Below are 21,746 nucleotides of genomic sequence, written 5' to 3'. Positions count from 1 at the left end.
TTGATAAGTGTCGTATTTGGCTAGCGGGTTACAGGCCTTGGAAACCGTTTGGCAAAACGTAGGATTTTCCGTCGTAGTGCAATGTTGTCAAAACGGGTTTGTTGTCAGTGGTTTTAGTTTTACATGCGTCTCCCGTCCCCACACTTGTTGTGTCTTTCTCCAAGGTTTTGACAATCAGATCTGCATAGCCGTGAGAGCTCGTTTTAGCGATTTCTACCGTTCTTGAAATCTCATATCGCTCGCCTTCGCAGTCACCATCCCACTCGCCGCCATACCGATAAACCACTAATTTATCCAATACCGGGCGCAATTTTTCGCCCTCTTTCACGTAGAGCGAAAGCAGGTTTTCTTCCATCGGATTGATCCGGGATCCATTAGTGGATAACGCACGTACGCCAAAGGCACGAAGTTCGGCAGTCAGTGCGTAGCGAGCCGTATCGAGCGTTATTTCTCGCAAACTGACGCCATCCAATACAAATGCAGCCGCTTTGTAATAAGTCGCAATGGGCTTCGATTGAGCGGTGTCCAGAACGGACAAGTCGAAATCGTAGGTACTCAGCGCTTCTGGGTCATCAGATGGGGATCCGCGCTTAAACTGTGCAGTGGCGTTGATGGTTAATCCTGGATATGCAGGCCACTCCTTGCAGACAGAAAGATCCAGATCTCCTGCCATCGGTGTTGGTACGCAATCAGCCAATACCTGACCTGCCATCAACCACCCACTCAGGGCCACCCAGCCGATCCATCCAGACTTCACTGTCACATCCCACTCCTTGATAACGTTTTCAGCCGCGCACTATCCCCTCCTCAATCCGGCGATTCAACCAGTTCAACGCCTGATCCCCACCCCGGCGCTTATGCCACGCCAGCACAAACGTGAACGGCGCGATCTCGAACGGTGGCGGCAGCACGATCAGCTCCTGTTGATCAATCTCGCGCACGCTGCGTGACGACACCGTGAGAATCAGATCCGTACCGCTGATCAACTGCGGCGCGACGTTCCAGTGCGGCAGGCTGATGGCGACGCGGCGGCGTTCGCGCAATGAGGTCAGCGCCCGTTCGATTTCCGGGGTGCCGCTGCCGCGCATTTCCAGCAGAACATGCGGGCGCGACAGGTAGGTCGGCAAATCCAGTACGCCGTCGGCCGGCAAGCTGCGGCGATCCAGCAGGCAGACGTAGCGTTCTTCAAACAGCAAAGTGCTGCGCAATTCGTTGGGCATTTCCGGGAACACCCCGGCGGCCACGTCGATGTCACCGTTGAGCACACCCTCCAGCATGCCCTCGCGGCTGGCATGGCTGATTTGCAGGTCGATGCCCGGGGCCTCGCGGCGCAAGGTGCGGATCAGCCCGGGCAGGATGATGGCCGCGCCGTAGTCGGACATCGCCACACGAAAGGTTCGCCGCGCAGTGGCCGGATCGAACGTGTTCGGCGCCAGCAGCGACTGCACCTGGGCCAACGCTTCGGCCAGTGGCGCAACCAGTTCCAGCGCCCGCGCCGTGGGCACCAGCGTCGAACCGGCGCGCACCAGCAGCGGATCGCCGAGCAAGTCGCGCAGACGCGCCAGCGCATGGCTGACCGCCGGTTGACTCAGGTGCAGCCGCTCAGCAGCGCGGGTGACGTGTTGCTCGCTGAGCAAGGCATCGAGGACCACCAGCAGGTTCAAATCAATACGGCGTAGATCATTCATCTCGTGCATGTTCTGGATGATAAAACGGAATTTAAATCTGCGCGACGAATACTCTAGAGTCCAGAAAAACCTGTTGGAGAGTGATCATGAGTACGTTGCAGTGGGTCGGTTTATTGCTGCTGGCCGCGTTTGCCGGCGCGGTGGTGCCGTTTCAGAGTGCGATCAACAGCAACCTGGCGCGGGGCCTCGGCCATCCGCTATGGGCAACGTTGGCCTCATTGCTGGTGAGTGTTTTGGTGCTGTTGCCGGTGATTCTGGCGTTGCGCCTGCCGCTGCCGTCGCTGGGTTTTATCAGCAAGGCGCCGTTGTGGATGTGGGCTGGCGGTGCGTTCGGCGTGTGCTTTGTGGCGCTGGCGGTGATGTTGCTGCCGAAGCTCGGCGCGTCGGGGTTTGTTGCGCTGGCGTTGGCCGGGCAGGTGATTGCGTCGATGGTGCTGGATCACTTCGGGTTGTTTGGGCTGGTGGAGAAACAGCTGTCGATGTCGCGGGTGTTGGGCGCGTTGTTGCTGATTGGCGGGGTGGTGTTGATTCAGTTTGGTGGGGCGGCGAGCAGGAATCTGGCACCTGCCGGGTAGGATTCGGAGGCGCCCCCGACACCGCATCAGAACATCGCCCTACAAGCAAATATCCAATTCCGCTCAGTATTGCAGGAAGTGTCTGATTCAGGCCCGAAGTCGTGTTCCGTAAAGTCTGGCAATACACACAAATTGCAACGACCCACGGATTGCCACGCTTAAGGGATGCCCTGATGAACCATATACAGCAAGCACCAAACCTTTATTCCAATTATCGAAAAGTCATCGCCCTGGCGAACCAGGACTGGGAAAACGCCGAGCTCGGCAAAGTCGCCGGGCTCAATGTCGAGGTCATGGGTTCCAACCACCTGCTCGATCAATACGGACGGGAGTTACAACACTTCTGTACCACGTCCTACCTTGGCCTTGATCACCACCCAGCCCTGCTCCAAGGTGCAATCGCCGCACTGCAGGAAACTGGCACCCTGCGCGTCGCCAACTCGAAAAATCGCTGCAAGCTGGGGATTCTCGAAAAATACGAAACCGAGCTTTCGCAGTTGTTCGATGCAGTGTGCCTGACGACCCTGTCCTGCAGCGCTGCAAGTGCGGGGATCTTGCCGCTGCTGGCCAGCGGTGTATTGACCGAGAATCGCCCGCCAGTGATGGTCTTTGACCGTCAGGCGCATTACTCGATGAATCACTTGAAAGCTGCATGCGCCGACGAAACCCGTGTGATGACCTGTCCGCACAACGATATGAATTTTCTAGAAAAGATCTGCCAGCAATATGGTCGTGTGGCCTATATTGGCGATGGCGCCTACAGCATGGGCGGTGTGTCCAACATGGAAGGCCTGCTGTACCTCAAGAATCGTTACGGGCTGTTTCTTTATCTGGATGATTCACACGCGTTGTCAGCCGTGGGCCATAACGGCGTCGGTCTGATACGCCCGAGAATCCAGACGCTGGAAGATGACTGCGTGATCGTCGCGTCGCTGGCCAAGTCATTTGGCGCCAGTGGTGGACTGGTGATGCTTGGCAACCAGCGCCAGAAAAAAATCATCCAGCGTTATGGCGGCCCGAGCAATTGGTCACAAAGTCTCAACTGTGCGGCAATCGGCGCCGGACGAGCGTCAATTCGTCTACATTACACCGCCGAATTCGCCGCTCTACAGGCCTGCCTCCAGGCTAATATCCGCCTCTTCGACAGTTTGATCAGTACAGAGCAATGCCACAGCGCGATGGCAATCCGCTTGATCGACTGCGGCCAGGCGGATCTGGCCAATCGCATCGCCAGCGAGCTGGCCGAGCAAGGCTTTTTCACCAGCGCAGTATTTTTCCCGGTAGTTGCCCAAGGTAAAGCGGCCATTCGGGTAACCTTGCGTGCTGATATGGAGCCGTCGCTGATCCGACGTTTCTGCGATGTAGTCAGCGAATTGTTGCGCACACACCGCGTCGATTTCGACATCTGAGCCAGGGACGATCGATGAACGCCAGCGCCACCCTTCTTATCACCTGCTGCACTGTGTTCCTCGCACAGTTGGGCATGAGTATTTACCTGCCAGCGCTGCCGGAGATTGCCGGCCATCTGCATGCAGGGCCTGCGCAAGTGGCGTGGGGTTTATCGATTTATCTGGTCGGCATGGCGCTGCCAATGCTGCTTTGGGGATCACTAGCCCAGCGTATCGGGCGCAAACCTGTGTTACTCGCAGCATTGGGGCTGTATGGCGCGGCGAACCTGGCGTTGCCGCTGGGTTCGACGCTGGAGTCGTTCCTGTTACTGCGCCTGATTCAGGGCGTCGGCGCCAGCGGGATTTCGGTGATGGCACGGGTGCTGATTCGCGACAGTTTTCGCGGCGACCTGCTGGCCAAAGCATTGTCATGGATTTCGATTTCGTTCGTGGTGGCTCTAGGCATCGGCCAGTACCTGGGTTCGATCATTCAGGTCACGCTGGGCTGGCAGGCAATCTTCTACTTGCTCGGCATCACGTGCCTGCTGATGGCCATGATCGTATTCCGGGTCAATTTTGCGACATTGGAGGAGGCGCAAACCAATGCTTCGGCATGGCTGATTTACCGGCGCATCCTGATCCATCGCGCGTTCCTGTTGCCGGCACTGGCCGGAGGCCTCGGCTACGGGGTGATCATCGCCTTCAACACGGCTGCGCCACTGATCCTGCAAGGACCGTTCAATTGGTCTACGGTGGATTACGGTCTGCTCGGCTGGCCGATCAGTGCGGCATACTTTCTCGGGGCACTGGTGGTCAATCGCTTCGTTCTGCGCACGGGTCAACACCGGTTGATGACGTTGGGCGTGGTGCTGGTGATGGCGGGGTGCGGAGTAATGCTGCTGGGCAGTCTGACAGCCAGTTCCATCGCGCTGATGCTGTGGCTGCCCTATTGCGTAGCGGTGTTCGGACAATCGCTGAACTACCCGATCAGCCTGTCCCGTGCCAACGATGGCGCACCGATTGCGGGTGCTTACGCAATGGCGTTGAGCGGATTTATTCATCAACTGATGGCGGCAATGATCGGCGCGATTGCCAGTCTTGTCGCTAGCCCTTCGGCGTGGCCGCTGGCACTGTTATGCAGTTTGCTTGCAGTCGGCGCGATGCTCTGTGTGACATTCACGCCGACGCGCGTCAGCCCTTAAAACGCATTACGGAAAATCTCCTCGATCTGCCGCTGATCCGCCGCCCGTGGGTTGGTCAGGCCGCATGCATCTTTCAGCGCGTTGGTGGCAAGCACCGGGATGTCACTGAGCTTGGCGCCGAGTTCACGCAGGCCACCCGGAATATCGACATCTTTGGCCAGACAACGGATCGCGTTGATCGCCGCCTGAGCGCCCTCTTCCTGGCTGAAACCACGGATGTCCGCACCCATGGCGTGGGCGACGTCAGTCAGGCGTTCGGCACAGATCAACGCGTTGAAGGTCTGCACATGCGGCAGCAGCACGGCGTTGCACACGCCATGGGGCAAGTCGTAGAAACCGCCCAACTGGTGGGCCATCGCGTGCACGTAGCCAAGCGACGCGTTGTTGAACGCCATGCCGGCGAGGAACTGCGCGTAAGCCATGTTCTCGCGCGCCGCAAGGTCGCTGCCGTCACGCACCGCCAGGCGCAGGTTGTTGCTGATCAGGGTCATGGCCTTCAGCGCGCAAGCGTCGGTGATCGGGTTGGCCGCAGTCGAAACGTAGGCTTCGATGGCGTGGGTCAGTGCGTCCATGCCGGTGGCGGCCGTCAGGCTTTTCGGCATGGCGACCATCAGGGCCGGGTCGTTGACCGACAGCAGCGGCGTGACGTTGCGGTCGACGATGGCCATTTTCACGTGGCGCGATTCGTCGGTGATGATGCAGAAACGGGTCATCTCGCTGGCAGTGCCGGCGGTGGTGTTGATGGCGATCAGCGGCAACTGCGGCTTGCTCGATTGATCGACGCCTTCGTAGTCGCGGATCTGCCCGCCGTTGGTCGCACACAGAGCAATGCCCTTGGCGCAGTCATGGGGCGAACCGCCGCCCAGCGACACCACGAAATCGCAGCGACTGTCCTTGAGCAGCGCCAACCCGGCCTCGACATTGGCAATGCTCGGATTCGGTTTGGCGCCGTCGAAGATCACCGAATCGATGTCCTGCATCGCCAGTTTTTCGGCAAGCATGGTCGCCACGCCGGCCTTGGCCAGCCCCGCGTCGGTGACGATCAGCGCCTTGCGAAACCCATAGTTGCGGATCGCAACCATGGCCTCGTCGAGGCATCCGTTGCCCATGATGTTTACGGCCGGAATGAAAAAGGTGCTGCTCATGCGCGTCTCCTGACTGGAGCCGAATCGACTGCTCCGATACGGCGGATGTGCACAGGATTGACCGATCGGTCACCACCGATGTTGATCTGGCTCAATGCCCGCTCGTGATAAAGTCGCCGTCCATCCGCCCTTTGTTTTGAGACTGCCCACGCAATGACCGATTTTCTGGACGTCGATGCCACCCTCGAAGACTGGAGCGCCCTGCGCGCCACCGCCGACTTCAACGGTCTGCTGGTGGGCAATGGCGCCAGCCGCGCGGTGTGGGACGATTTTGGCTATGACTCGCTGTTCGAAAACGCGCGCACCGTGGAAGAGAAACCACTGAGCCCGTCGGAACTGAGCGTGTTCGACGCGATGCAGACGCGCAGCTTCGAGCAGGTGCTCGGTGCGCTGAAAACCACCAGCCGGGTCAACAAGGCCCTGGCCGTCAGTTCGGCGGCACCGCGCAATCGCTACTACGCGATCAAGGAAGCGCTGATCAACACCGTACACGCCGTGCACATTCCCTGGCGCCTGGTGCAGGCCCCGACTCTGGCCACGCTCAATGAAGAACTGGCGCGGTATCGCACGGTGTTCACCACCAATTACGACCTGCTCAGCTACTGGGCGATCCAGCACCGCAGCGAGGCGATCGACGACCTGTTCAACGGTCCCGATGCCAGTTTCGATCTGAGCGCAAGCAGCAGCGCCAAACCGCGTCTGTTGTATCTGCACGGCGGGCTGCACCTGGTGCGCAATCAGGACGGCACCGCGCGCAAACTGACCTCGACCGAGGGCACCCTGCTCGGCAGTTTTGCCATCAACAACACGATCAAGACGCTCGACGACGTGCCGCTGTTCGTCAACGAAGGGCCGAGCACAGACAAGCTCAAGACCATTCGCAGCTCGGATTATCTGTCGTTCTGCTATGAGCAGTTATTGGGCCACGCGCAGAACCTGTGCATCTTCGGTCATGCACTGGGCGAGCAGGATGCTCACATCGTCAGGGCGCTGCGCCTGGCGAAACCGGCGAGCGTGGCCATCTCGATCTATCCGCGCAGTGCGGCGTTCATTCAGCATCAGAAACGCCATTACGCCAAGGTGTTCGAGGGCACCGGGATTGCGTTGCGGTTTTTTGATGCGAAGACGCATGCGTTGGGGGATCCGAAGCTTTCGGTGCCGGTCGAGGTTTGATGTAACCGGACTGACGCCTTCGCGAGCAAGCTCGCTCCCACATTGGAACGCGAACTACTGTGGGAGCGAGCTTGCTCGCGAAGCTTTTGGGGCCAACTCATTCTTCGCTGCTGTGCACCACCACCAGCAACTGCGCCTGCACCTCGCCCACCGATCTGATCCGGTGCGGCTTCTGCGCATTGAAGTGCAGCGCATCGCCACGCTCCAGCAGCACCCGCTCGTTCATGAAATCCACTTCCACCTGCCCTTCGTGGACGAACAGAAACTCCTCGCCCAAGTGCTCCTTGAAGGTCTTGTCGGTGAATTCGCGCGGCGGGTAGATGATGAACGGCAGCAGATTGCGTTCGCTGACCTGATGTGCCAGCACCGCATACCCCGGGCTCTGATCGTTGGCCGCCAGTGACTGGCGTTCGTGGCTGCGTACCAGGCTATAGCTGTCGAGGCTGACGTTGTCTTCGGAGAACAATTCCTCGACCTTCACGTTCAGTGCCTTCGCCAGTTTCAGCGCGGCCGCAATCGACGGGGTGTTCAGCCCGCGCTCGACTTTCGACAGATAACTCTTGGTCATGCCGGATTTTTCCGCCAGTGCCTCAAGTGTCACGCCAAGTTTTTTTCTCAACAATTTCAAACGGATAGACATGCGCAGCAGTTATTCCATCAAGGAAACGACGATTGATGCTTGCTTATGACACTTTGTGTCATATAGGCTCTTTAGTGTCATTTGCAATCACCCAAAGGACACCGACATGGCCAAGACATTAGCACTACCCAAAGCGCAACTGGTCAAGCAAGCGCTGACCCAGATGCAAAACACCCTGGCGGATAATACGTGGACTGACCGGCAAAAGCTGGCGCTGACCTGCCGGATCCTGTTCGAGAGCGGTCACGACTCCGGTCTGGCCGGACAAATCACCGCTCGCGGCCCACAACCGGGGACCTATTACACTCAACAACTGGGCCTGGGTTTCGATGAAATCACCGCGAGCAATCTGCTGCTGGTCAACGAAGATCTGGAAGTGCTCGAAGGCCACGGCATGGCCAACCCGGCCAACCGTTTCCACAGCTGGGTCTATCGCGCCCGGCCGGACGTGAACTGCATCATCCACACGCACCCGACGCACATTGCCGCGCTGTCGATGCTGGAGGTGCCACTGCAGATTTCCCACATGGACCTGTGCCCGCTGTACGACGACTGTGCGTTTCTCGAAGGCTGGCCGGGCGTGCCCGTGGGCAACGAAGAGGGCGAACTGATTGCCGGTGCACTGGGCGACAAGCGCGCGATTCTACTGTCGCACCACGGCCAACTGTCGACCGGCAGCACGATCGAAGAAGCCTGTGTCATCGCCCAACTGATCGAGCGCGCCGCCAAACTGCAACTGCTGGCAATGGCCGCCGGGACGATCAAACCGATCATTCCGGCGCTGGGGCGCGAGGCCCATGACTGGGTGTCGAAACCCAAGCGCCACGCCGCCGCTTTCAACTACTACGCCCGGCAGAACCTGCGCCAACACGCCGATTGCCTGAACTGATTTCAGCCTTTCCCGGAGACTCATCATGTCCAACATTCACGGCATCATCGGCTACACCATCACCCCGTTCGGCACCCACGGCGAAGGCCTCGATCTGCCGGCCCTCGGCCAATCGATCGATCGTCTGATCGACAGCGGCGTCCATGCCATCGCCCCGCTCGGCAGCACCGGCGAAGGCGCTTACCTCAGCGACGCCGAGTGGGATCAGGTCGCCGAATTCAGCATCAAACACGTGGGCAAACGGGTGCCGACCATCGTCAGCGTCTCCGATCTGACCACCGCCAAAGCCGTGCGCCGCGCACGCTTCGCTGAAGCCCACGGCGCTGACGTGGTGATGGTGCTGCCAGCGTCGTACTGGAAGCTGACTGAAGCGGAAATCCTCGCGCACTACCGCGCCATCGGCGACAGCGTCGGTGTGCCGATCATGCTCTACAACAACCCGGCCACCAGCGGCACCGACATGTCGGTGGAGCTGATTCTGCGCATCGTCAATGGCGTGGAAAACGTGACCATGGTCAAGGAGAGCACCGGCGACATTCAGCGCATGCACAAGCTGCAATTACTCGGTGAAGGTCAGGTGCCGTTCTACAACGGCTGCAATCCGCTGGCACTGGAAGCGTTTGCCGCCGGCGCCAGAGGCTGGTGCACCGCCGCGCCAAACCTGATACCGCAGCTGAATCTGGATTTGTATGCGGCGTCGCTGGCCGGTGATCTGGTTCGGGCACGTGAGTTGTTCTACCGCCAGTTGCCGCTGCTGGACTTCATTCTCAAGGGCGGTTTGCCAGCGACGATCAAGGCCGGACTGCGCGAGACGGGGCTGGAGGTCGGCGATCCCCGGTTGCCAGTGTTCCCGTTGAGTGACACCGGCAGACATCACCTCAAAGCGCTGCTCGACGTTTTGCGCTGATGAAAAAAATCCCGCCCGGAACACTCCGGGCGGGATTTTTCCTGCCTGTCGGTCAAAGACTGGCGGCGTGCTTCATCGCTTCGCGGTGGAAGGGCTGATCCTTCAGGACCTGCGCAATGAACGTGTCAGTGATCAAGCGCACATGTTCGAACTGCCCGCCCGAGGCGTTAAAGGCGCCCCGCCAGGATTCAGTGTGATTATGCACGGCATAGACACCCAGTATCTCCTTGCCATGGCTGAGACTGAACACCACTGTGCTGTCGAAGCTCACCGGTACCGGCACCAGGAACAGCGTGAAGGCACTCAGGAACAACTGAGGCTGAAGCGCGCCGACATCGCTGTTGGCGACTACCAGAACGTTGTAGCCATCCTCGCTTCGACCGGCGCGAACTTCGTCGAAAGTGCCGCGCCGACGCAGTTCGTCTCGCAACATCCAGCTCGGCAGACCGAGCACATTGACGTTGATCGCCGGCAGTTGCTGGCTGTAGTCGACGTCGGGGGCCTTGAGGCTGTGGGTCGCCTGACAACCACCCAGCAACATGAGCAATCCCAGAAACAGAAGCTTGAGGCGCATTAGAGTTTTCCTGACAACATGGCTTTATAGACAGAGGCGCTGGGGCCGTTTTCTTCGCGAATGAACGGCGTGGCGGTGTCCAGATTCGGCATGTCCAGACGCTGCAATCCTGGTACTTGCGGGTATTTGGCACGAACCAGCGCCGCATCACGTTCAAGATGATCGCTGTGCAGGAACAGGCATGACAGCTGAAGACCGATCAGGCACCCGGCGCGAAAATCGCCGATGTAATAAGCCTTGCCCGCCTCGAGTTGCATGCCGATGGTGAAGTCTTCACGGCTCCACGTCACCGACTGCCCATGATCGAAACGCACGTTGTAGATCTCGTAACGACCGGGTTTGAGCGGCATCACAAACAACGTGCCGATGCCGTGATCGGTCTCGCGTACATCTCGCTCGGTTCGGGCGTAAAACTCGTTGTGCAGGCGTGCAGTGGCGAAATCATCGCTTCCACGCTTACGGATCATCAGCATTTGTTCCTTCGCTGAAAACCTCGTCTTGGGCCAGATGCCGACCACACCTACCACATAAGCCACGCCGGAATCGGCGGTTGGCTTGAGTTCATCGTCAATGTGGGTGGGTGACATGCTGTAGCAACCGCTCAGGCCGAGCAGCGCCGTCAGAACAGCGAAAAAGCGAATCATCAAAGGAAAAACTCTCGCGTAAACATTGAAAAACACACGAAAGAGTATTGAACGCCGCCCCTTCCATGGATTGGTCGCGAAGGATAAGCGATGTAGTGGCACATAGCCAGAATTCAGTCGCCATTGTTTTGGCGACTGAGTCGTGGAGTTATTTCAAAGCACCGGCAACGTCTTGTCCTTGATCACTTTGCTCGGCCCGTTGGCCTTGACGCTGGCGATGCCTTTGGCGCACGCGGCGTCCGTGGAGTACGACTCGCTGCTGCCGATGATCTGATGGTTGGCGGCCTTGAGGTTGAAGTATGGGTGGCCATCCTTCGTCGATTTCTTCTCGTAGCGTTCATCCAGCGGGCTATTGGTCTGCACCGAAGCAATGCCGTTGTCGGCAGCCGCGCGGGTGGTGTAGAGCTCGCTGGTGAGAATGGTTTCAGCGTTGGCGGCCTTCAGCACAAACCTGAACTGGCCGTTGCTGCTTTTGCTCACTTCGTACCATCCGGACATGCTCGTTTCTCCTTGGCGGTTGAAAGGTTTTGCGCCAGTGAGTAAAGACCAGCCCGAGATTTCTGTCGCCTGTAATGGCCTCTTCGCGAGCAAGCCCGCTCCCACAGGGTTCTTCAGCGGCCACAAAACTTGTGAGCACCTGAGAAACCTGTGGGAGCGGGCTTGCTCGCGAAGGGGGCGACTCGCAATCAGCTATTTCACCCCCGCCCGCACCACCGACAACTGCGGCTCCGTCACCCGCCGCTGACTCAGATAGCGTGTACAACTCACCCGCAGGAACGAGGCAAAATTCACCACCTCGCCGCGATAATCCATCACCTCTTCATACAGCTTGGCGATCAGTTGATTGGTGGTCATGCCATCGACTTCGGCGATTTCGCTGAGGATGTCCCAGAACTGGTTTTCCAGGCGCAGCGTCGTCACTACGCCGCAGATGCGCAGCGAGCGCGAGCGGGATTCGTAGAGAATCGGGTCGGCCTTGACGTAGAGCTCGCACATCGGCGGATCCTCGTTACAGGGTGATCTTGGTGCCGAGCAGGCCGAGGAAACCGGCCAGCCAGTTCGGATGCGCCGGCCACGCTGGCGCAGTCGCCAGATTGCCTTGAACGTGGCCGTCGGTCACCGGGATATCGATGAACGTGCCACCGGCCAGGCGTACTTCCGGCGCACAGGCCGGATAGGCGCTGCATTCGCGACCTTCCAGAACACCCGCCGCCGCGAGCAACTGCGCGCCGTGGCACACAGCGGCAATCGGTTTGCCAGCCTTGTCGAAGGCGCGCACCAGCTCCAGAACTTTTTCGTTCAGGCGCAGATATTCCGGCGCTCGTCCGCCGGGGATCAGCAGCGCGTCGTAATCGGCCTCGGCGACCTTGGCGAAATCAAAGTTGAGGGCAAACAGGTGACCCGGTTTCTCGCTGTAAGTCTGGTCGCCTTCGAAGTCATGGATCGCAGTGCGCACGGTCTTGCCCGCAGCCTTGTCCGGGCACACGGCGTGCACGGTGTGACCGACCATTTGCAAGGCCTGGAACGGCACCATCACTTCGTAGTCTTCGACGTAATCGCCGACCAGCATCAGGATTTTTTTCGCGGCCATGGGGAGGACTCCTCTGGGAATGGGCTTGCAGGAGTATTCAAGGTAGACCTTATCGGTTGGGCCGGGTAACAACCGGCTACTACCTCGAAGACCGCGTTATCGTTCTTCGCGAGCAGGCTCACTCCTACAGGGGAATGCATTCCAATTGTAGGAGTGAGCCTGCTCGCGATAGCGTCCGCAAACTGTACGCCTAAGTCTGTGCCTAGCTGTAACAGCCCGACCCGCCCGGTTTATGGCTAGATGAAGCCACCTCCCTGTCACCTTCAATTCTGGTCACTCACATGTCCTCGCGCGAAAACACCGGCATGGCCCTCGGCCTGCTCGGGGTTGTGATTTTCAGCCTGACCCTGCCCTTCACCCGGATCGTGGTGCAGGAACTGCATCCGCTGCTCAACGGCCTCGGCCGCGCGCTGTTCGCGGCGATTCCCGCGGCAGCGTTGTTGTTATGGCGACGCGAGAAGTGGCCGAGCTGGCAGCAGATCAAAGGCCTGAGCCTGGTGATCGCCGGGGTGATTCTCGGCTTCCCGGTGCTGTCGGCGTGGGCCATGCAGACCTTGCCGGCGTCCCACGGCGCGCTGGTCAACGGGTTGCAGCCGCTGTGCGTGGCGCTGTATGCGGCGTGGCTGTCCCATGAACGCCCATCGAAAGCCTTCTGGGCCTGCGCCGCACTGGGCAGTGCGCTGGTGCTCGGCTACGCGTTGTACACCGGAGCCGGGAGCATTCAGGCCGGTGACTTGTTGATGCTCGGCGCAATTGCCGTCGGTGGTCTGGGGTATGCCGAAGGTGGCCGGTTGGCCAAGGAAATGGGCGGCTGGCAGGTAATCTGCTGGGCGCTGGTGCTGTCGACGCCGCTGCTGATCGGGCCAGTCTTGTATCTGGCGCTGCAGCATCACGGTGCAGTGTCAGCCAAGGCCTGGTGGGCCTTCGGCTACGTGGCACTGTTTTCGCAGTTTCTCGGTTTCTTCGCCTGGTACGCCGGGTTGGCGATGGGCGGGATCGCGCGGGTCAGTCAGATCCAGTTGCTGCAGATCTTTTTCACCATCGCGTTTTCGGCGCTGTTCTTTGGTGAACATGTCGAGCCGATCACCTGGGTGTTTGCCTGCGGGGTGATCGCGACGGTGATGCTCGGGCGCAAGACCGCAGTAAAATCAAATGTGGGAGCGAGCTTGCTCGCGAAGGGGCCGTAACAGTCGACATCATCGTTGACTGTCAGTCCGCTTTCGCGAGCAAGCCCGCTCCCACAGGATCAGAGGTAGCCATCCGAACGCAGCAGCGTTTCCAGACAGTGCTCGCTGATGTTGTAGAAATCCTTGAGCTCCTGAATCTTCACCAGCAACTGAGCCGGGTCGACCGGCTCGGCGCGTTTCACCGCGAGAATCATCTTGTTCTTGTTGGTGTGTTCCAGCGAGATGAATTCGAACACTTTGGTCTCGTAACCGCAGGCTTCGAGGAACAGTGCACGCAGGCTGTCGGTGACCATTTCCGCCTGTTGGCCCAGGTGCAGACCGTATTGCAGCATCGGCTTGAGCAGCGCCGGACTCTGGATCTGCAGGCGGATCTGTTTGTGGCAGCACGGCGAGCACATGATGATCGACGCGCCCGAGCGGATGCCGGTGTGAATCGCGTAGTCGGTGGCGATGTCGCAGGCATGCAGGGCGATCATCACGTCCAGTTCGCTCGGCGCCACGCTGCGCACGTCACCGCACTTGAACACCAGCCCCGGGTGCTCCAACTTGGCCGCGGCGGCGTTGCACAGGTTGACCATCTCTTCGCGCAGCTCGACGCCGGTGACTTCGCCTTCGGCCTTGAGCGTGTTGCGCAGGTAATCGTGGATGGCGAACGTCAGGTAGCCCTTGCCCGAACCGAAATCCGCCACCCGCACCGGTTTGTCCAGCGCCAGCGGTGACGAGGTCAGGGCGTGGCTGAAGACTTCGATGAACTTGTTGATCTGCTTCCACTTGCGCGACATCGCCGGGATCAGCTCATGCTGCGCGTTGGTCACGCCCAGGTCCTTGAGGAACGGTCGGCTCAAGTCCAGAAAACGGTTTTTCTCACGGTTGTGCTCGGCGGACGGCGCTTCACGCAATTGCTGAGGTTTGCTCTTGAACAGTGAACTCTTGCCCTTTTTGCTGTATTCGAGCTGGGCTTCGTCGGTCACGGTCAGCAGATGCGCATTCTTGAACGCGGCCGGCAACAGCTCGGCAATCACCGCCACGCCTTCGCTCAGCGGCAGATTCTTGGTGATGTCGCGGGTCTTGTAGCGATAGACAAACGACAGGTGTGGCTGCGCCTTGACCGTCACCGCTTTGATGATGATCCGCTGCAGATCCGCCTCTTCACCCACGTACTTGGCCAGCACCAGTTTGATGAAGCCGTTGTGTTCGAGGCTGGTTTGCAGCAGCTCGATGAACTGGGCGTGATGATCGGGCGCGGGTTTGGCAGACGGCGCGGATGGGGCGGTAACGGACATGAACAAGCGGCCTCGGGCGGGGCGAAACGGGAATGGCGAGTATTTTAGGGGGGATGGGGGTTGGGGACACGTTCTTATTTACCCAACGGCTTTAAAAGCGCCCTCACCCTAACCCTAACCCTCTCCCGGAGGGAGAGGGGACTGATTGGGGGATATTGAAGAGGTTCACCGACTTGAAAGAGTGCCTTTGAATCCATAATCGACTCGGTTTCTAAGGCCGATGTCGAGCGCAAGACATCTAGGTCGGCGCCCTCTCCCTCCGGGAGAGGGCTGGGGTGAGGGGCTTCTAGGCCAGCACCACCAACCGATTGGGTAATTCATTCCTCACCTGCGTCACCGGCACGTGCACCTTGAGCAGTTCCCCACAGGCCTCGATGCAGGTGACAAAGCCCTCGAGCGTGCGCCCCTGCCGCACCTGCTCGGTGAACGCGGCGACGATCGCGTCCCAGCTTTTGTTGTCCAGCCGCCGGGAAATCCCCTCGTCCACCAGAATCTCCACGTAGCGCTCGGCCTCGCAGACAAAGATCAGCATCCCGGTGCTGCCGACGGTGTGGTGCAGGTTCTGTTCGAGGAACTGCCGCCGCGCCAGATTCGATGCCCGCCAGTGGCGCACGCGGCGCGGGATCAGATGGGTGGTGATCTTCGGCAGGCGAAACAGCAGGCACAGGACGATGAACAGCCCCCATTGCACCAGCAACAGGCTGTGCATGGTCAGCCAGCCAGTCAGGTAATGGACGATGCCCGGCACCAGCAGCGCCAGCAGGCTGGCCCACAGCAACGGAATGTACGCGTAGTCATCGGCGCGGGCCGCCAGCACGGTGACCAGTTCGGCGTCGGTGTCGCGCTCGACCCGGGCGATCGCCTCGGCGACTTTGCGTTGTTCGTGTTCGCTCAGTAATGCCATGTCGAAAAATGCCTGATCATTATTGTTGTGTGTTCACCAGCCGCCGGACGAACCGCCGCCGCCGAAACTGCCCCCGCCGCCGCTGAAGCCCCCGCCTCCACCGCCACCGCCAAATCCACCACCGCCAAATCCACCACCGCCGAAACCGCCCCCGCCTCCGGAGCCGCCACGGCCGGCGGGAAGGATACCGAGCATCTGGCAGACAAACACGGTCAGGATGAACAACACCACCAGAAAAACGAACAACAGCGGATGACGCGAGACAAAATCGCTCTGCGGATCGCCGCTCGACTCGTACACCGTCGACGGTTCGTCCAGAGGATTGCCGCCGAGCACCACCAGCATCGCCGCAACGCCGTCGCTGATGCCCTTGCTGAAATTGCCGGCCTTGAACGCCGGGGTGATCACTTGATGAATGATCACCGAACTCTGTGCATCGGTCAGCCGATCTTCCAGCCCGTAACCGACTTCGATGCGCAGTTTGCGCTCGTCCCGGGCGACGATCAGCAGCGCGCCGTTGTTCTTGTCTTTCTGGCCGATGCCCCAGTGCCGGCCCAGTTGTACGCCGTAATCCTCGATGGTGGTGCCCTGCAGATCAGGCACCGTGACCACCACCAGTTGCTCGCCGGTAGCTTGCTCGTGAGCCTGCAATTGCTGGCTCAACTGGGCGCGCACCGACGGCTCGAGCATCTGCGCCTCGTCCACCACCCGCCCGCTCAGCGCCGGGAACGTCAACTCGGCCCGGGCGCTGACGGCGAACAGCCAGAGCATCAGCACCAGGCCTATCTTCAACACACGCATGGGCAACCTCGAATCAGAACTTCACTTCCGGGGCCTTTTCCGCACCGGGGGTGGTGGCCTCGAAGGTTTCGCGAATCGGCAGGTCGCTGTACATCACGCTGTGCCAGAGGCGCCCGGGAAACGTGCGGATCTCGGTGTTGTACTTCTGCACCGCCAGAATGAAATCGCGCCGCGCCACGGCAATCCGGTTTTCCGTGCCTTCGAGCTGCGATTGCAGGGCAAGGAAGTTCTGGTTGGCCTTCAGGTCCGGATAACGCTCGGAGACCACCATCAAACGGCTGAGCGCGCCACTCAACTGATCCTGAGCCTGCTGGAACTGCTTGAGTTTTTCCGGATTGTCGAGGGTGCTGGCATCGACCTGGATCGACGTCGCCTTGGCCCGCGCCTCGACCACTGCAGTCAGGGTTGCTTCTTCATGCTTGGCATAGCCTCTGACGGTTTCCACCAGATTGGGAATCAGGTCGGCACGACGCTGGTACTGGTTCTGGACCTGACCCCAGGCCGCCTTGGCCTGTTCATCGAGGGTCGGGATATTGTTGATGCCGCACGCGGTCAACAACGTGGCAAGCACCAGCAGCGTGGCGACCTGCAGTCGCGAGCGGTAGGTTGGACTGACATTCATCAAAGTGATGCTCCCTGGCATATTTCATAAAAAACCGACCGTGAAACCTTCTGCATCAGCGGTTGGGGCATAATCGGCCGCGCCACTGGATTGCAACGGGCCGATGGGCTAAAAAGAGGCCCTGCGCAAACGCAGCCGAGTGTCGGCGGGCGTTTTTGGCTCGGTCATTTTGAGCCTGCACCCGAACAACAATAGTCGCTCCCTAACTTTTGGCTGGCCGGCATTGCATTGCCGCTTGGGCCCTTGAGAAAAATATTCATGAAGAAGCTGTGTTTGCTGGGCCTGTTCGTCAGCCTGGCCAGTCATCAAGTATTGGCCGCCACGACCCCGGTACCCCTGGAAAACAAGGACGCGTTCATCAGCAATCTGATGAAACAAATGACCCTCGATGAAAAGATCGGCCAGTTGCGCCTGATCAGCATCGGCCCGGAAATGCCCCGTGAGTTGATCCGCAAAGAGATCGCCGCCGGCAACATCGGCGGTACGTTCAACTCGATCACCCGCCCGGAAAACCGTCCGATGCAGGACGCGGCGATGCGCAGTCGCCTGAAGATTCCGATGTTTTTTGCGTACGATGTGATCCACGGTCACCGTACGATTTTCCCGATTCCGCTGGCCCTGGCATCGAGCTGGGACATGGACGCCATCGGTCAGTCCGGGCGCGTTGCCGCCAAGGAAGCCGCGGCCGACAGCCTCGACATCACCTTCGCGCCGATGGTCGACATCTCCCGCGATCCGCGCTGGGGCCGCAGCTCCGAAGGGTTCGGTGAAGACACCTACCTGACCTCGCGCATTGCCAAAGTGATGGTCAAGGCCTATCAGGGCGACACGCCGAGCGCGGCTGACAGCATCATGGCCAGCGTCAAGCACTTCGCCCTGTATGGCGCGGTCGAGGGCGGGCGCGACTACAACGTCGTCGACATGAGCCCGGTGAAGATGTACCAGGACTACCTGCCACCGTACCGCGCGGCGATCGACGCCGGTGCCGGCGGGGTGATGGTGGCGTTGAACTCGATCAACGGCATCCCGGCCACCGCCAATACCTGGCTGATGAACGACCTGCTGCGCAAGGACTGGGGCTTCAAGGGCCTGGCCGTCAGCGACCACGGGGCGATCTTCGAGCTGATCAAGCACGGCGTGGCCGCCGACGGTCGTGAAGCGGCGAAGCTGGCGATCAAGGCCGGCATCGACATGAGCATGAACGACACCCTGTACGGCAAAGAGCTGCCGGGGCTGCTCAAGTCCGGCGAGATCGAGCAGAAAGACATCGACAACGCCGTGCGCGAAGTGCTCGCCGCCAAGTACGACATGGGCCTGTTCAAGGACCCGTACCTGCGCATCGGCAAGGCCGAGGATGATCCGGCCGACACCTACGCCGAAAGCCGTCTGCACCGCGCCGAGGCCCGTGACGTGGCACGCCGCAGCCTGGTGCTGCTGAAGAACCAGAACGAAACCCTGCCGCTGAAGAAAGACGCGAAAGTCATGCTGGTCGGTCCATTGGCCAAGGCGCCGATCGACATGATGGGCAGTTGGGCGGCGGCCGGTAAGCCGGCGCAATCGGTGACGCTGTTCGACGGCATGAGCTCGGTGATTGGCGACAAGGCCAACCTGATCTACGCCCGTGGCGCGAATATCACCAGCGACAAGAAGGTGCTGGATTACCTGAACTTCCTCAACTTCGACGCCCCGGAAGTGGTCGATGATCCGCGCCCGGCCAACGTGTTGATCGACGAAGCGGTGAAAGCGGCCAAGGACGCCGACGTGATCGTCGCCGCTGTGGGCGAATCCCGTGGCATGTCCCACGAATCCTCCAGCCGCACCGACCTGAACATCCCGGAAAACCAGCGCGAGCTGATCCGTGCCCTGAAAGCCACCGGCAAACCGCTGGTACTGGTGCTGATGAACGGCCGTCCGCTGACCATCCTCGAAGAGAACCAGTCGGCTGATGCGATTCTGGAAACCTGGTTCAGCGGCACCGAGGGCGGTAACGCCATCGCTGATGTGCTGTTCGGCGACTACAACCCGTCGGGCAAACTGCCGGTGACCTTCCCGCGTTCCGTGGGCCAGATCCCGACCTACTACAACCACCTGAGCATTGGCCGGCCGTTCACGCCGGGCAAGCCGGGCAACTACACCTCGCAGTATTTCGATGACACCACCGGTCCCCTGTTCCCGTTCGGTTACGGCCTGAGCTACACCCAGTTCACGCTGAGCGACATGGCGCTGTCGTCAACCACGCTGAACAAGACCGGCAAGCTCGATGCCAGTGTCACCCTGAAAAACACCGGCAAACGTGACGGCGAAACCGTGGTGCAGCTGTACATCCAGGACGTCGCCGGTTCGATGATTCGCCCGGTGAAAGAACTGAAGAACTTCCAGAAAGTCATGCTCAAGGCCGGCGAACAGAAAGTCGTGCACTTCACCATCACCGAGGATGACCTGAAGTTCTACAACGCCCAGCTCAAGTACGCGGCCGAGCCTGGCAAGTTCAACGTGCAGATCGGCCTGGATTCGCAGGATGTGACGCAGCAGAGCTTTGAGTTGCTGTAATTATTCAGTAACCAATGCCCGTGTGAGAGGGGCCTTTGTGGGAGGGGGCTTGCTCCCGAATGCGGTGTATCAGCTAAATTAATGCTGAATGACATGCCGCCTTCGGGAGCAAGCCCCCTCCCACATTGGAATCCACTGGGTTCGGAATTGGCGTTAACCGCGTCTATCGAGAATGTTGACCACCAGCCGATCCACCCAACCCCAGATCCGCTGCTTCACTCGCCGCCACAACGGCCGGCGCTGCCACTCCTCCAGACTGACCTGCTGGCTCAGACCGAAATCCTTCTCGAAACTCTGCACCACCGCTGCCGTCAACGACGGGTCCAGTGCCTCCAGATTCGCCTCCAGATTGAAGCGCAGGTTCCAGTGATCGAAGTTGCACGATCCGATACTCACCCACTCGTCCACCAACACCATTTTCAGATGCAGGAAGCACGGCTGGTATTCGAAGATCTGCACCCCGGCCTTGAGCAGGCGCGGGTAGTAGCGATGGCCGGCGTAACGCACCGACGGGTGATCGGTGCGCGGCCCGGTCAGCAGTAACCGGACGTCGACACCGCGAGCAGCGGCCTTGCGCAGCGAGCGGCGGATTTTCCAGGTCGGCAGGAAATACGGGGTGGCCATCCAGATGCGCTTCTGCCCGCTGTTCAGTGCACGAAACAGCGACTGCAGAATGTCGCGATGCTGACGCGCATCGGCATAGGCCACACGGCCCATGCCCTCGCCCATGTCCGGAACCTTGGGCAAGCGTGGCAGGCCGACATGCGCCGACGGTTTCCACGCCCGGCGATGGCGGTTGGCGATCCATTGGCGGTCGAACAGCACTTGCCAGTCGAGCACCAGCGGGCCGTTGATTTCCACCATCACTTCGTGCCACTCGCTGCTGTCCTGCCCCGGTGTCCAGAATTCATCGGTAACACCGGTGCCGCCGACCACCGCCAGACGCTGATCGACCAGCAGCAATTTGCGGTGATCGCGATAGAAGTTGCCGACCCAGCGCCGCCAGTTCAGGCGATTGTAGAAACGCAGTTCGACCCCGGCTTTGGTCAGGCGCTGACGCAGGTGCAGGGTAAACGCGAGGCTGCCGTAGTCATCGAACAGGCAGCGTACCCGCACGCCGCGCTCGGCGGCCTGCACCAGCGCCTGAACCACGGCCTCGGCACAAGCGCCCGCCTCCACCAGATACAACTCCAGTTCGACCTGCTCCTCGGCGCGGGCAATTTCCACCAGCATGCGCGGGAAGAATTGCGGGCCGTCAATCAACAGTTCGAACCGGTTGCCGTCACGCCAAGGGAACACCGCGCCGCGCATGTCAGCGCGCCGTGAAAATCAGCACCGCACCCACCGGTACCGACAGACTGATGGCCGACAGGCCGGCCAGGTTGCGCAGGGTTTCCAGCCCCGGCGCCAGATCGAAATCCTCGGCGTTGATCACCACCGGCTCCAGGGTCACCACTTGAAAACGCCGGTCGTCGAGACGGGTGGCCAGCAACTCTGCCGGGTATTCATGTTGCTTGCCGTGCAGGTTGACGGTCAGCGGCAGACGCAATTCCAGCTGCGCACCGGGGGCCAGATCGTTGATCGGGCGCAGGTCGATCCGGGTGCTGATGGTCGCTTCGGGGAATTGCTCGATCTGGAACAGCTCCTTGCGCATGCGCTCGTCGCGCAGCGGGATGCCGCTGTTGATCGAGTCCAGCTCGACTTCGACTTCAGCGCGGCCATCCGGATCGACCTTGCCGTGCAGCACCAGAAAGCGCTGCACTTCAGAAATGTGGGCGTTTTTCGTGCTGACGAACGACAGCCGCGACGACTCGCCATCCAGATACCAGTTGGCCTGCGCCGGCAGCGCGGCGGCAGTCAGCAGCAGACTGGCGAAGGCTGTATAGAGGGAGCGGTTGAACATTGAATACTCGTGGGGGCGATAAACCTGCACGAACCTTAACCGCCCACGCCGTTATTGCAAACTGATCGCCGCAAATCTAT

23 protein-coding genes are annotated in these 21,746 nt (G+C 60.1%); 8 read left to right on the top strand and 15 right to left on the bottom strand.

All coding sequences use genetic code 11. The features are described 5' to 3' along the window. Positions 1-28: 28 nt before the first annotated feature. Positions 29-763 carry a hypothetical protein gene (locus KCG87_RS10515; RefSeq protein WP_134785612.1) on the bottom strand — a complete coding sequence of 245 codons (735 nt, stop codon included), beginning with the start codon at positions 761-763 and terminating at the stop codon, positions 29-31. 22 nt (positions 764-785) lie between these two features. Continuing rightward, positions 786-1,697 (bottom strand): LysR family transcriptional regulator, encoded by a 912-nt coding sequence (locus KCG87_RS10510; protein WP_171061893.1) that lies wholly within the window; start codon positions 1,695-1,697, stop codon positions 786-788. 77 nt (positions 1,698-1,774) lie between these two features. Between KCG87_RS10510 and KCG87_RS10505 the strand changes: the two genes are divergently transcribed. From KCG87_RS10505 to KCG87_RS10495, 3 genes are all read left to right on the top strand, one after another. Continuing rightward, positions 1,775-2,263, top strand: a complete 489-nt coding sequence (locus tag KCG87_RS10505; RefSeq protein WP_134785610.1) for a DMT family transporter — start codon at positions 1,775-1,777, stop codon at positions 2,261-2,263. Positions 2,264-2,436: 173 nt separating this feature from the next. Continuing rightward, positions 2,437-3,672 (top strand): aminotransferase class I/II-fold pyridoxal phosphate-dependent enzyme, encoded by a 1,236-nt coding sequence (locus KCG87_RS10500; protein WP_210558126.1) that lies wholly within the window; start codon positions 2,437-2,439, stop codon positions 3,670-3,672. Positions 3,673-3,686: 14 nt separating this feature from the next. Beyond that, on the top strand, positions 3,687-4,853 hold the full coding sequence (locus KCG87_RS10495) for an MFS transporter (RefSeq protein WP_098967633.1): 1,167 nt from the start codon (positions 3,687-3,689) through the stop codon (positions 4,851-4,853). On the opposite strand, the gene yiaY is transcribed toward KCG87_RS10495, so the two are convergent. Continuing rightward, a complete protein-coding gene (gene yiaY / locus KCG87_RS10490; protein ID WP_210557916.1) occupies positions 4,850-5,998 on the bottom strand; it encodes an L-threonine dehydrogenase in 1,149 nt (382 codons plus the stop codon). The two genes, KCG87_RS10495 and yiaY, sit on opposite strands and share 4 nt — an antisense overlap. Positions 5,999-6,151: 153 nt before the next feature. Here yiaY and KCG87_RS10485 point away from each other — a divergent pair, with 153 nt between their 5' ends. Then, entirely contained in the window at positions 6,152-7,171 is a 1,020-nt protein-coding gene (locus KCG87_RS10485) for a DUF4917 family protein (protein WP_210557918.1), read from the top strand. Positions 7,172-7,268: 97 nt separating this feature from the next. On the opposite strand, the gene KCG87_RS10480 is transcribed toward KCG87_RS10485, so the two are convergent. Further along, on the bottom strand, positions 7,269-7,811 hold the full coding sequence (locus KCG87_RS10480; protein WP_027614428.1) for an XRE family transcriptional regulator: 543 nt from the start codon (positions 7,809-7,811) through the stop codon (positions 7,269-7,271). 106 nt (positions 7,812-7,917) lie between these two features. On the opposite strand from KCG87_RS10480, the gene KCG87_RS10475 reads away from it, so the two are divergent. Together KCG87_RS10475 and KCG87_RS10470 are read left to right on the top strand one after the other, a co-directional pair. After that, positions 7,918-8,700, top strand: coding sequence for an aldolase (locus KCG87_RS10475; RefSeq protein WP_135295124.1), 783 nt, complete (start codon positions 7,918-7,920; stop codon positions 8,698-8,700). Positions 8,701-8,722: 22 nt separating this feature from the next. Further along, positions 8,723-9,607 carry a dihydrodipicolinate synthase family protein gene (locus KCG87_RS10470; RefSeq protein ID WP_210558129.1) on the top strand — a complete coding sequence of 295 codons (885 nt, stop codon included), beginning with the start codon at positions 8,723-8,725 and terminating at the stop codon, positions 9,605-9,607. A gap of 52 nt (positions 9,608-9,659) precedes the next feature. Here the strand turns inward: KCG87_RS10470 and KCG87_RS10465 are convergent, their stop codons facing one another. The 5 genes from KCG87_RS10465 to KCG87_RS10445 all read right to left on the bottom strand — a co-directional run bounded on the left by KCG87_RS10465 (position 9,660) and on the right by KCG87_RS10445 (position 12,416). Then, positions 9,660-10,181 (bottom strand): hypothetical protein, encoded by a 522-nt coding sequence (locus KCG87_RS10465; protein WP_098967625.1) that lies wholly within the window; start codon positions 10,179-10,181, stop codon positions 9,660-9,662. Beyond that, entirely contained in the window at positions 10,181-10,825 is a 645-nt protein-coding gene (locus KCG87_RS10460) for a hypothetical protein (protein ID WP_098967624.1), read from the bottom strand. Before KCG87_RS10460 ends, KCG87_RS10465 begins: the two co-directional genes overlap by 1 nt. Before the next feature lie 153 nt (positions 10,826-10,978). Beyond that, a complete protein-coding gene (locus KCG87_RS10455; protein WP_210557920.1) occupies positions 10,979-11,323 on the bottom strand; it encodes a YegP family protein in 345 nt (114 codons plus the stop codon). A 192-nt stretch (positions 11,324-11,515) separates the two neighbouring features. Then, the gene (locus KCG87_RS10450; RefSeq protein WP_098967621.1) at positions 11,516-11,821 is read right to left on the bottom strand and encodes a ribbon-helix-helix domain-containing protein; all 306 of its coding nucleotides are present in this window, start codon (positions 11,819-11,821) and stop codon (positions 11,516-11,518) included. Positions 11,822-11,834: 13 nt separating this feature from the next. Continuing rightward, complete coding sequence (locus tag KCG87_RS10445) at positions 11,835-12,416, bottom strand: DJ-1/PfpI family protein (RefSeq protein ID WP_095138502.1); 582 nt, start codon at positions 12,414-12,416, stop codon at positions 11,835-11,837. A gap of 281 nt (positions 12,417-12,697) precedes the next feature. On the opposite strand from KCG87_RS10445, the gene KCG87_RS10440 reads away from it, so the two are divergent. After that, positions 12,698-13,603, top strand: coding sequence for a DMT family transporter (locus KCG87_RS10440; protein ID WP_210557925.1), 906 nt, complete (start codon positions 12,698-12,700; stop codon positions 13,601-13,603). Between the two features lie 59 nt (positions 13,604-13,662). Here KCG87_RS10440 and KCG87_RS10435 read toward each other — a convergent pair whose 3' ends face one another. From KCG87_RS10435 to KCG87_RS10420, 4 genes are all read right to left on the bottom strand, one after another. After that, complete coding sequence (locus tag KCG87_RS10435; protein WP_139055283.1) at positions 13,663-14,886, bottom strand: SAM-dependent methyltransferase; 1,224 nt, start codon at positions 14,884-14,886, stop codon at positions 13,663-13,665. Between the two features lie 286 nt (positions 14,887-15,172). After that, a complete protein-coding gene (locus KCG87_RS10430; protein WP_210557927.1) occupies positions 15,173-15,790 on the bottom strand; it encodes a hypothetical protein in 618 nt (205 codons plus the stop codon). Positions 15,791-15,823: 33 nt separating this feature from the next. Next, a complete protein-coding gene (locus tag KCG87_RS10425; RefSeq protein WP_210557930.1) occupies positions 15,824-16,591 on the bottom strand; it encodes a TPM domain-containing protein in 768 nt (255 codons plus the stop codon). A gap of 13 nt (positions 16,592-16,604) precedes the next feature. After that, positions 16,605-17,213 carry a LemA family protein gene (locus KCG87_RS10420; protein WP_007963199.1) on the bottom strand — a complete coding sequence of 203 codons (609 nt, stop codon included), beginning with the start codon at positions 17,211-17,213 and terminating at the stop codon, positions 16,605-16,607. A 258-nt stretch (positions 17,214-17,471) separates the two neighbouring features. On the opposite strand from KCG87_RS10420, the gene bglX reads away from it, so the two are divergent. Then, positions 17,472-19,763, top strand: a complete 2,292-nt coding sequence (gene bglX / locus KCG87_RS10415; protein ID WP_098967613.1) for a beta-glucosidase BglX — start codon at positions 17,472-17,474, stop codon at positions 19,761-19,763. A 153-nt stretch (positions 19,764-19,916) separates the two neighbouring features. On the opposite strand, the gene KCG87_RS10410 is transcribed toward bglX, so the two are convergent. Beyond that, positions 19,917-21,074, bottom strand: a complete 1,158-nt coding sequence (locus KCG87_RS10410) for a phosphatidylserine/phosphatidylglycerophosphate/cardiolipin synthase family protein (protein ID WP_098967611.1) — start codon at positions 21,072-21,074, stop codon at positions 19,917-19,919. A 1-nt stretch (position 21,075) separates the two neighbouring features. Next, entirely contained in the window at positions 21,076-21,666 is a 591-nt protein-coding gene (locus KCG87_RS10405; protein WP_134785607.1) for a YceI family protein, read from the bottom strand. Positions 21,667-21,746: the final 80 nt, after the last annotated feature.

The organism is Pseudomonas sp. MWU347, assembly GCF_017947305.1.
Lineage (GTDB): Bacteria > Pseudomonadota > Gammaproteobacteria > Pseudomonadales > Pseudomonadaceae > Aquipseudomonas > Aquipseudomonas putida_A.
Note: the sequence above shows the minus strand (reverse complement) of the source record. Positions and strands in the feature narration are given on the sequence as shown.

Coding starts and splice junctions, on each gene's coding strand:
- KCG87_RS10450 (WP_098967621.1), bottom strand. CDS start 11,821: ATGTGCGAGCTCTACGTCAAGGCCGACCCGATTCTCTACGAATCCCGC.
- KCG87_RS10500 (WP_210558126.1), top strand. CDS start 2,437: ATGAACCATATACAGCAAGCACCAAACCTTTATTCCAATTATCGAAAA.
- KCG87_RS10475 (WP_135295124.1), top strand. CDS start 7,918: ATGGCCAAGACATTAGCACTACCCAAAGCGCAACTGGTCAAGCAAGCG.
- KCG87_RS10405 (WP_134785607.1), bottom strand. CDS start 21,666: ATGTTCAACCGCTCCCTCTATACAGCCTTCGCCAGTCTGCTGCTGACT.
- bglX (WP_098967613.1), top strand. CDS start 17,472: ATGAAGAAGCTGTGTTTGCTGGGCCTGTTCGTCAGCCTGGCCAGTCAT.
- KCG87_RS10510 (WP_171061893.1), bottom strand. CDS start 1,697: ATGCACGAGATGAATGATCTACGCCGTATTGATTTGAACCTGCTGGTG.
- KCG87_RS10485 (WP_210557918.1), top strand. CDS start 6,152: ATGACCGATTTTCTGGACGTCGATGCCACCCTCGAAGACTGGAGCGCC.
- KCG87_RS10425 (WP_210557930.1), bottom strand. CDS start 16,591: ATGCGTGTGTTGAAGATAGGCCTGGTGCTGATGCTCTGGCTGTTCGCC.
- yiaY (WP_210557916.1), bottom strand. CDS start 5,998: ATGAGCAGCACCTTTTTCATTCCGGCCGTAAACATCATGGGCAACGGA.
- KCG87_RS10455 (WP_210557920.1), bottom strand. CDS start 11,323: ATGTCCGGATGGTACGAAGTGAGCAAAAGCAGCAACGGCCAGTTCAGG.
- KCG87_RS10435 (WP_139055283.1), bottom strand. CDS start 14,886: ATGTCCGTTACCGCCCCATCCGCGCCGTCTGCCAAACCCGCGCCCGAT.
- KCG87_RS10440 (WP_210557925.1), top strand. CDS start 12,698: ATGTCCTCGCGCGAAAACACCGGCATGGCCCTCGGCCTGCTCGGGGTT.
- KCG87_RS10410 (WP_098967611.1), bottom strand. CDS start 21,074: ATGCGCGGCGCGGTGTTCCCTTGGCGTGACGGCAACCGGTTCGAACTG.
- KCG87_RS10505 (WP_134785610.1), top strand. CDS start 1,775: ATGAGTACGTTGCAGTGGGTCGGTTTATTGCTGCTGGCCGCGTTTGCC.
- KCG87_RS10430 (WP_210557927.1), bottom strand. CDS start 15,790: ATGGCATTACTGAGCGAACACGAACAACGCAAAGTCGCCGAGGCGATC.
- KCG87_RS10465 (WP_098967625.1), bottom strand. CDS start 10,181: ATGCGCCTCAAGCTTCTGTTTCTGGGATTGCTCATGTTGCTGGGTGGT.
- KCG87_RS10445 (WP_095138502.1), bottom strand. CDS start 12,416: ATGGCCGCGAAAAAAATCCTGATGCTGGTCGGCGATTACGTCGAAGAC.
- KCG87_RS10460 (WP_098967624.1), bottom strand. CDS start 10,825: ATGATTCGCTTTTTCGCTGTTCTGACGGCGCTGCTCGGCCTGAGCGGT.
- KCG87_RS10480 (WP_027614428.1), bottom strand. CDS start 7,811: ATGTCTATCCGTTTGAAATTGTTGAGAAAAAAACTTGGCGTGACACTT.
- KCG87_RS10420 (WP_007963199.1), bottom strand. CDS start 17,213: ATGAATGTCAGTCCAACCTACCGCTCGCGACTGCAGGTCGCCACGCTG.
- KCG87_RS10495 (WP_098967633.1), top strand. CDS start 3,687: ATGAACGCCAGCGCCACCCTTCTTATCACCTGCTGCACTGTGTTCCTC.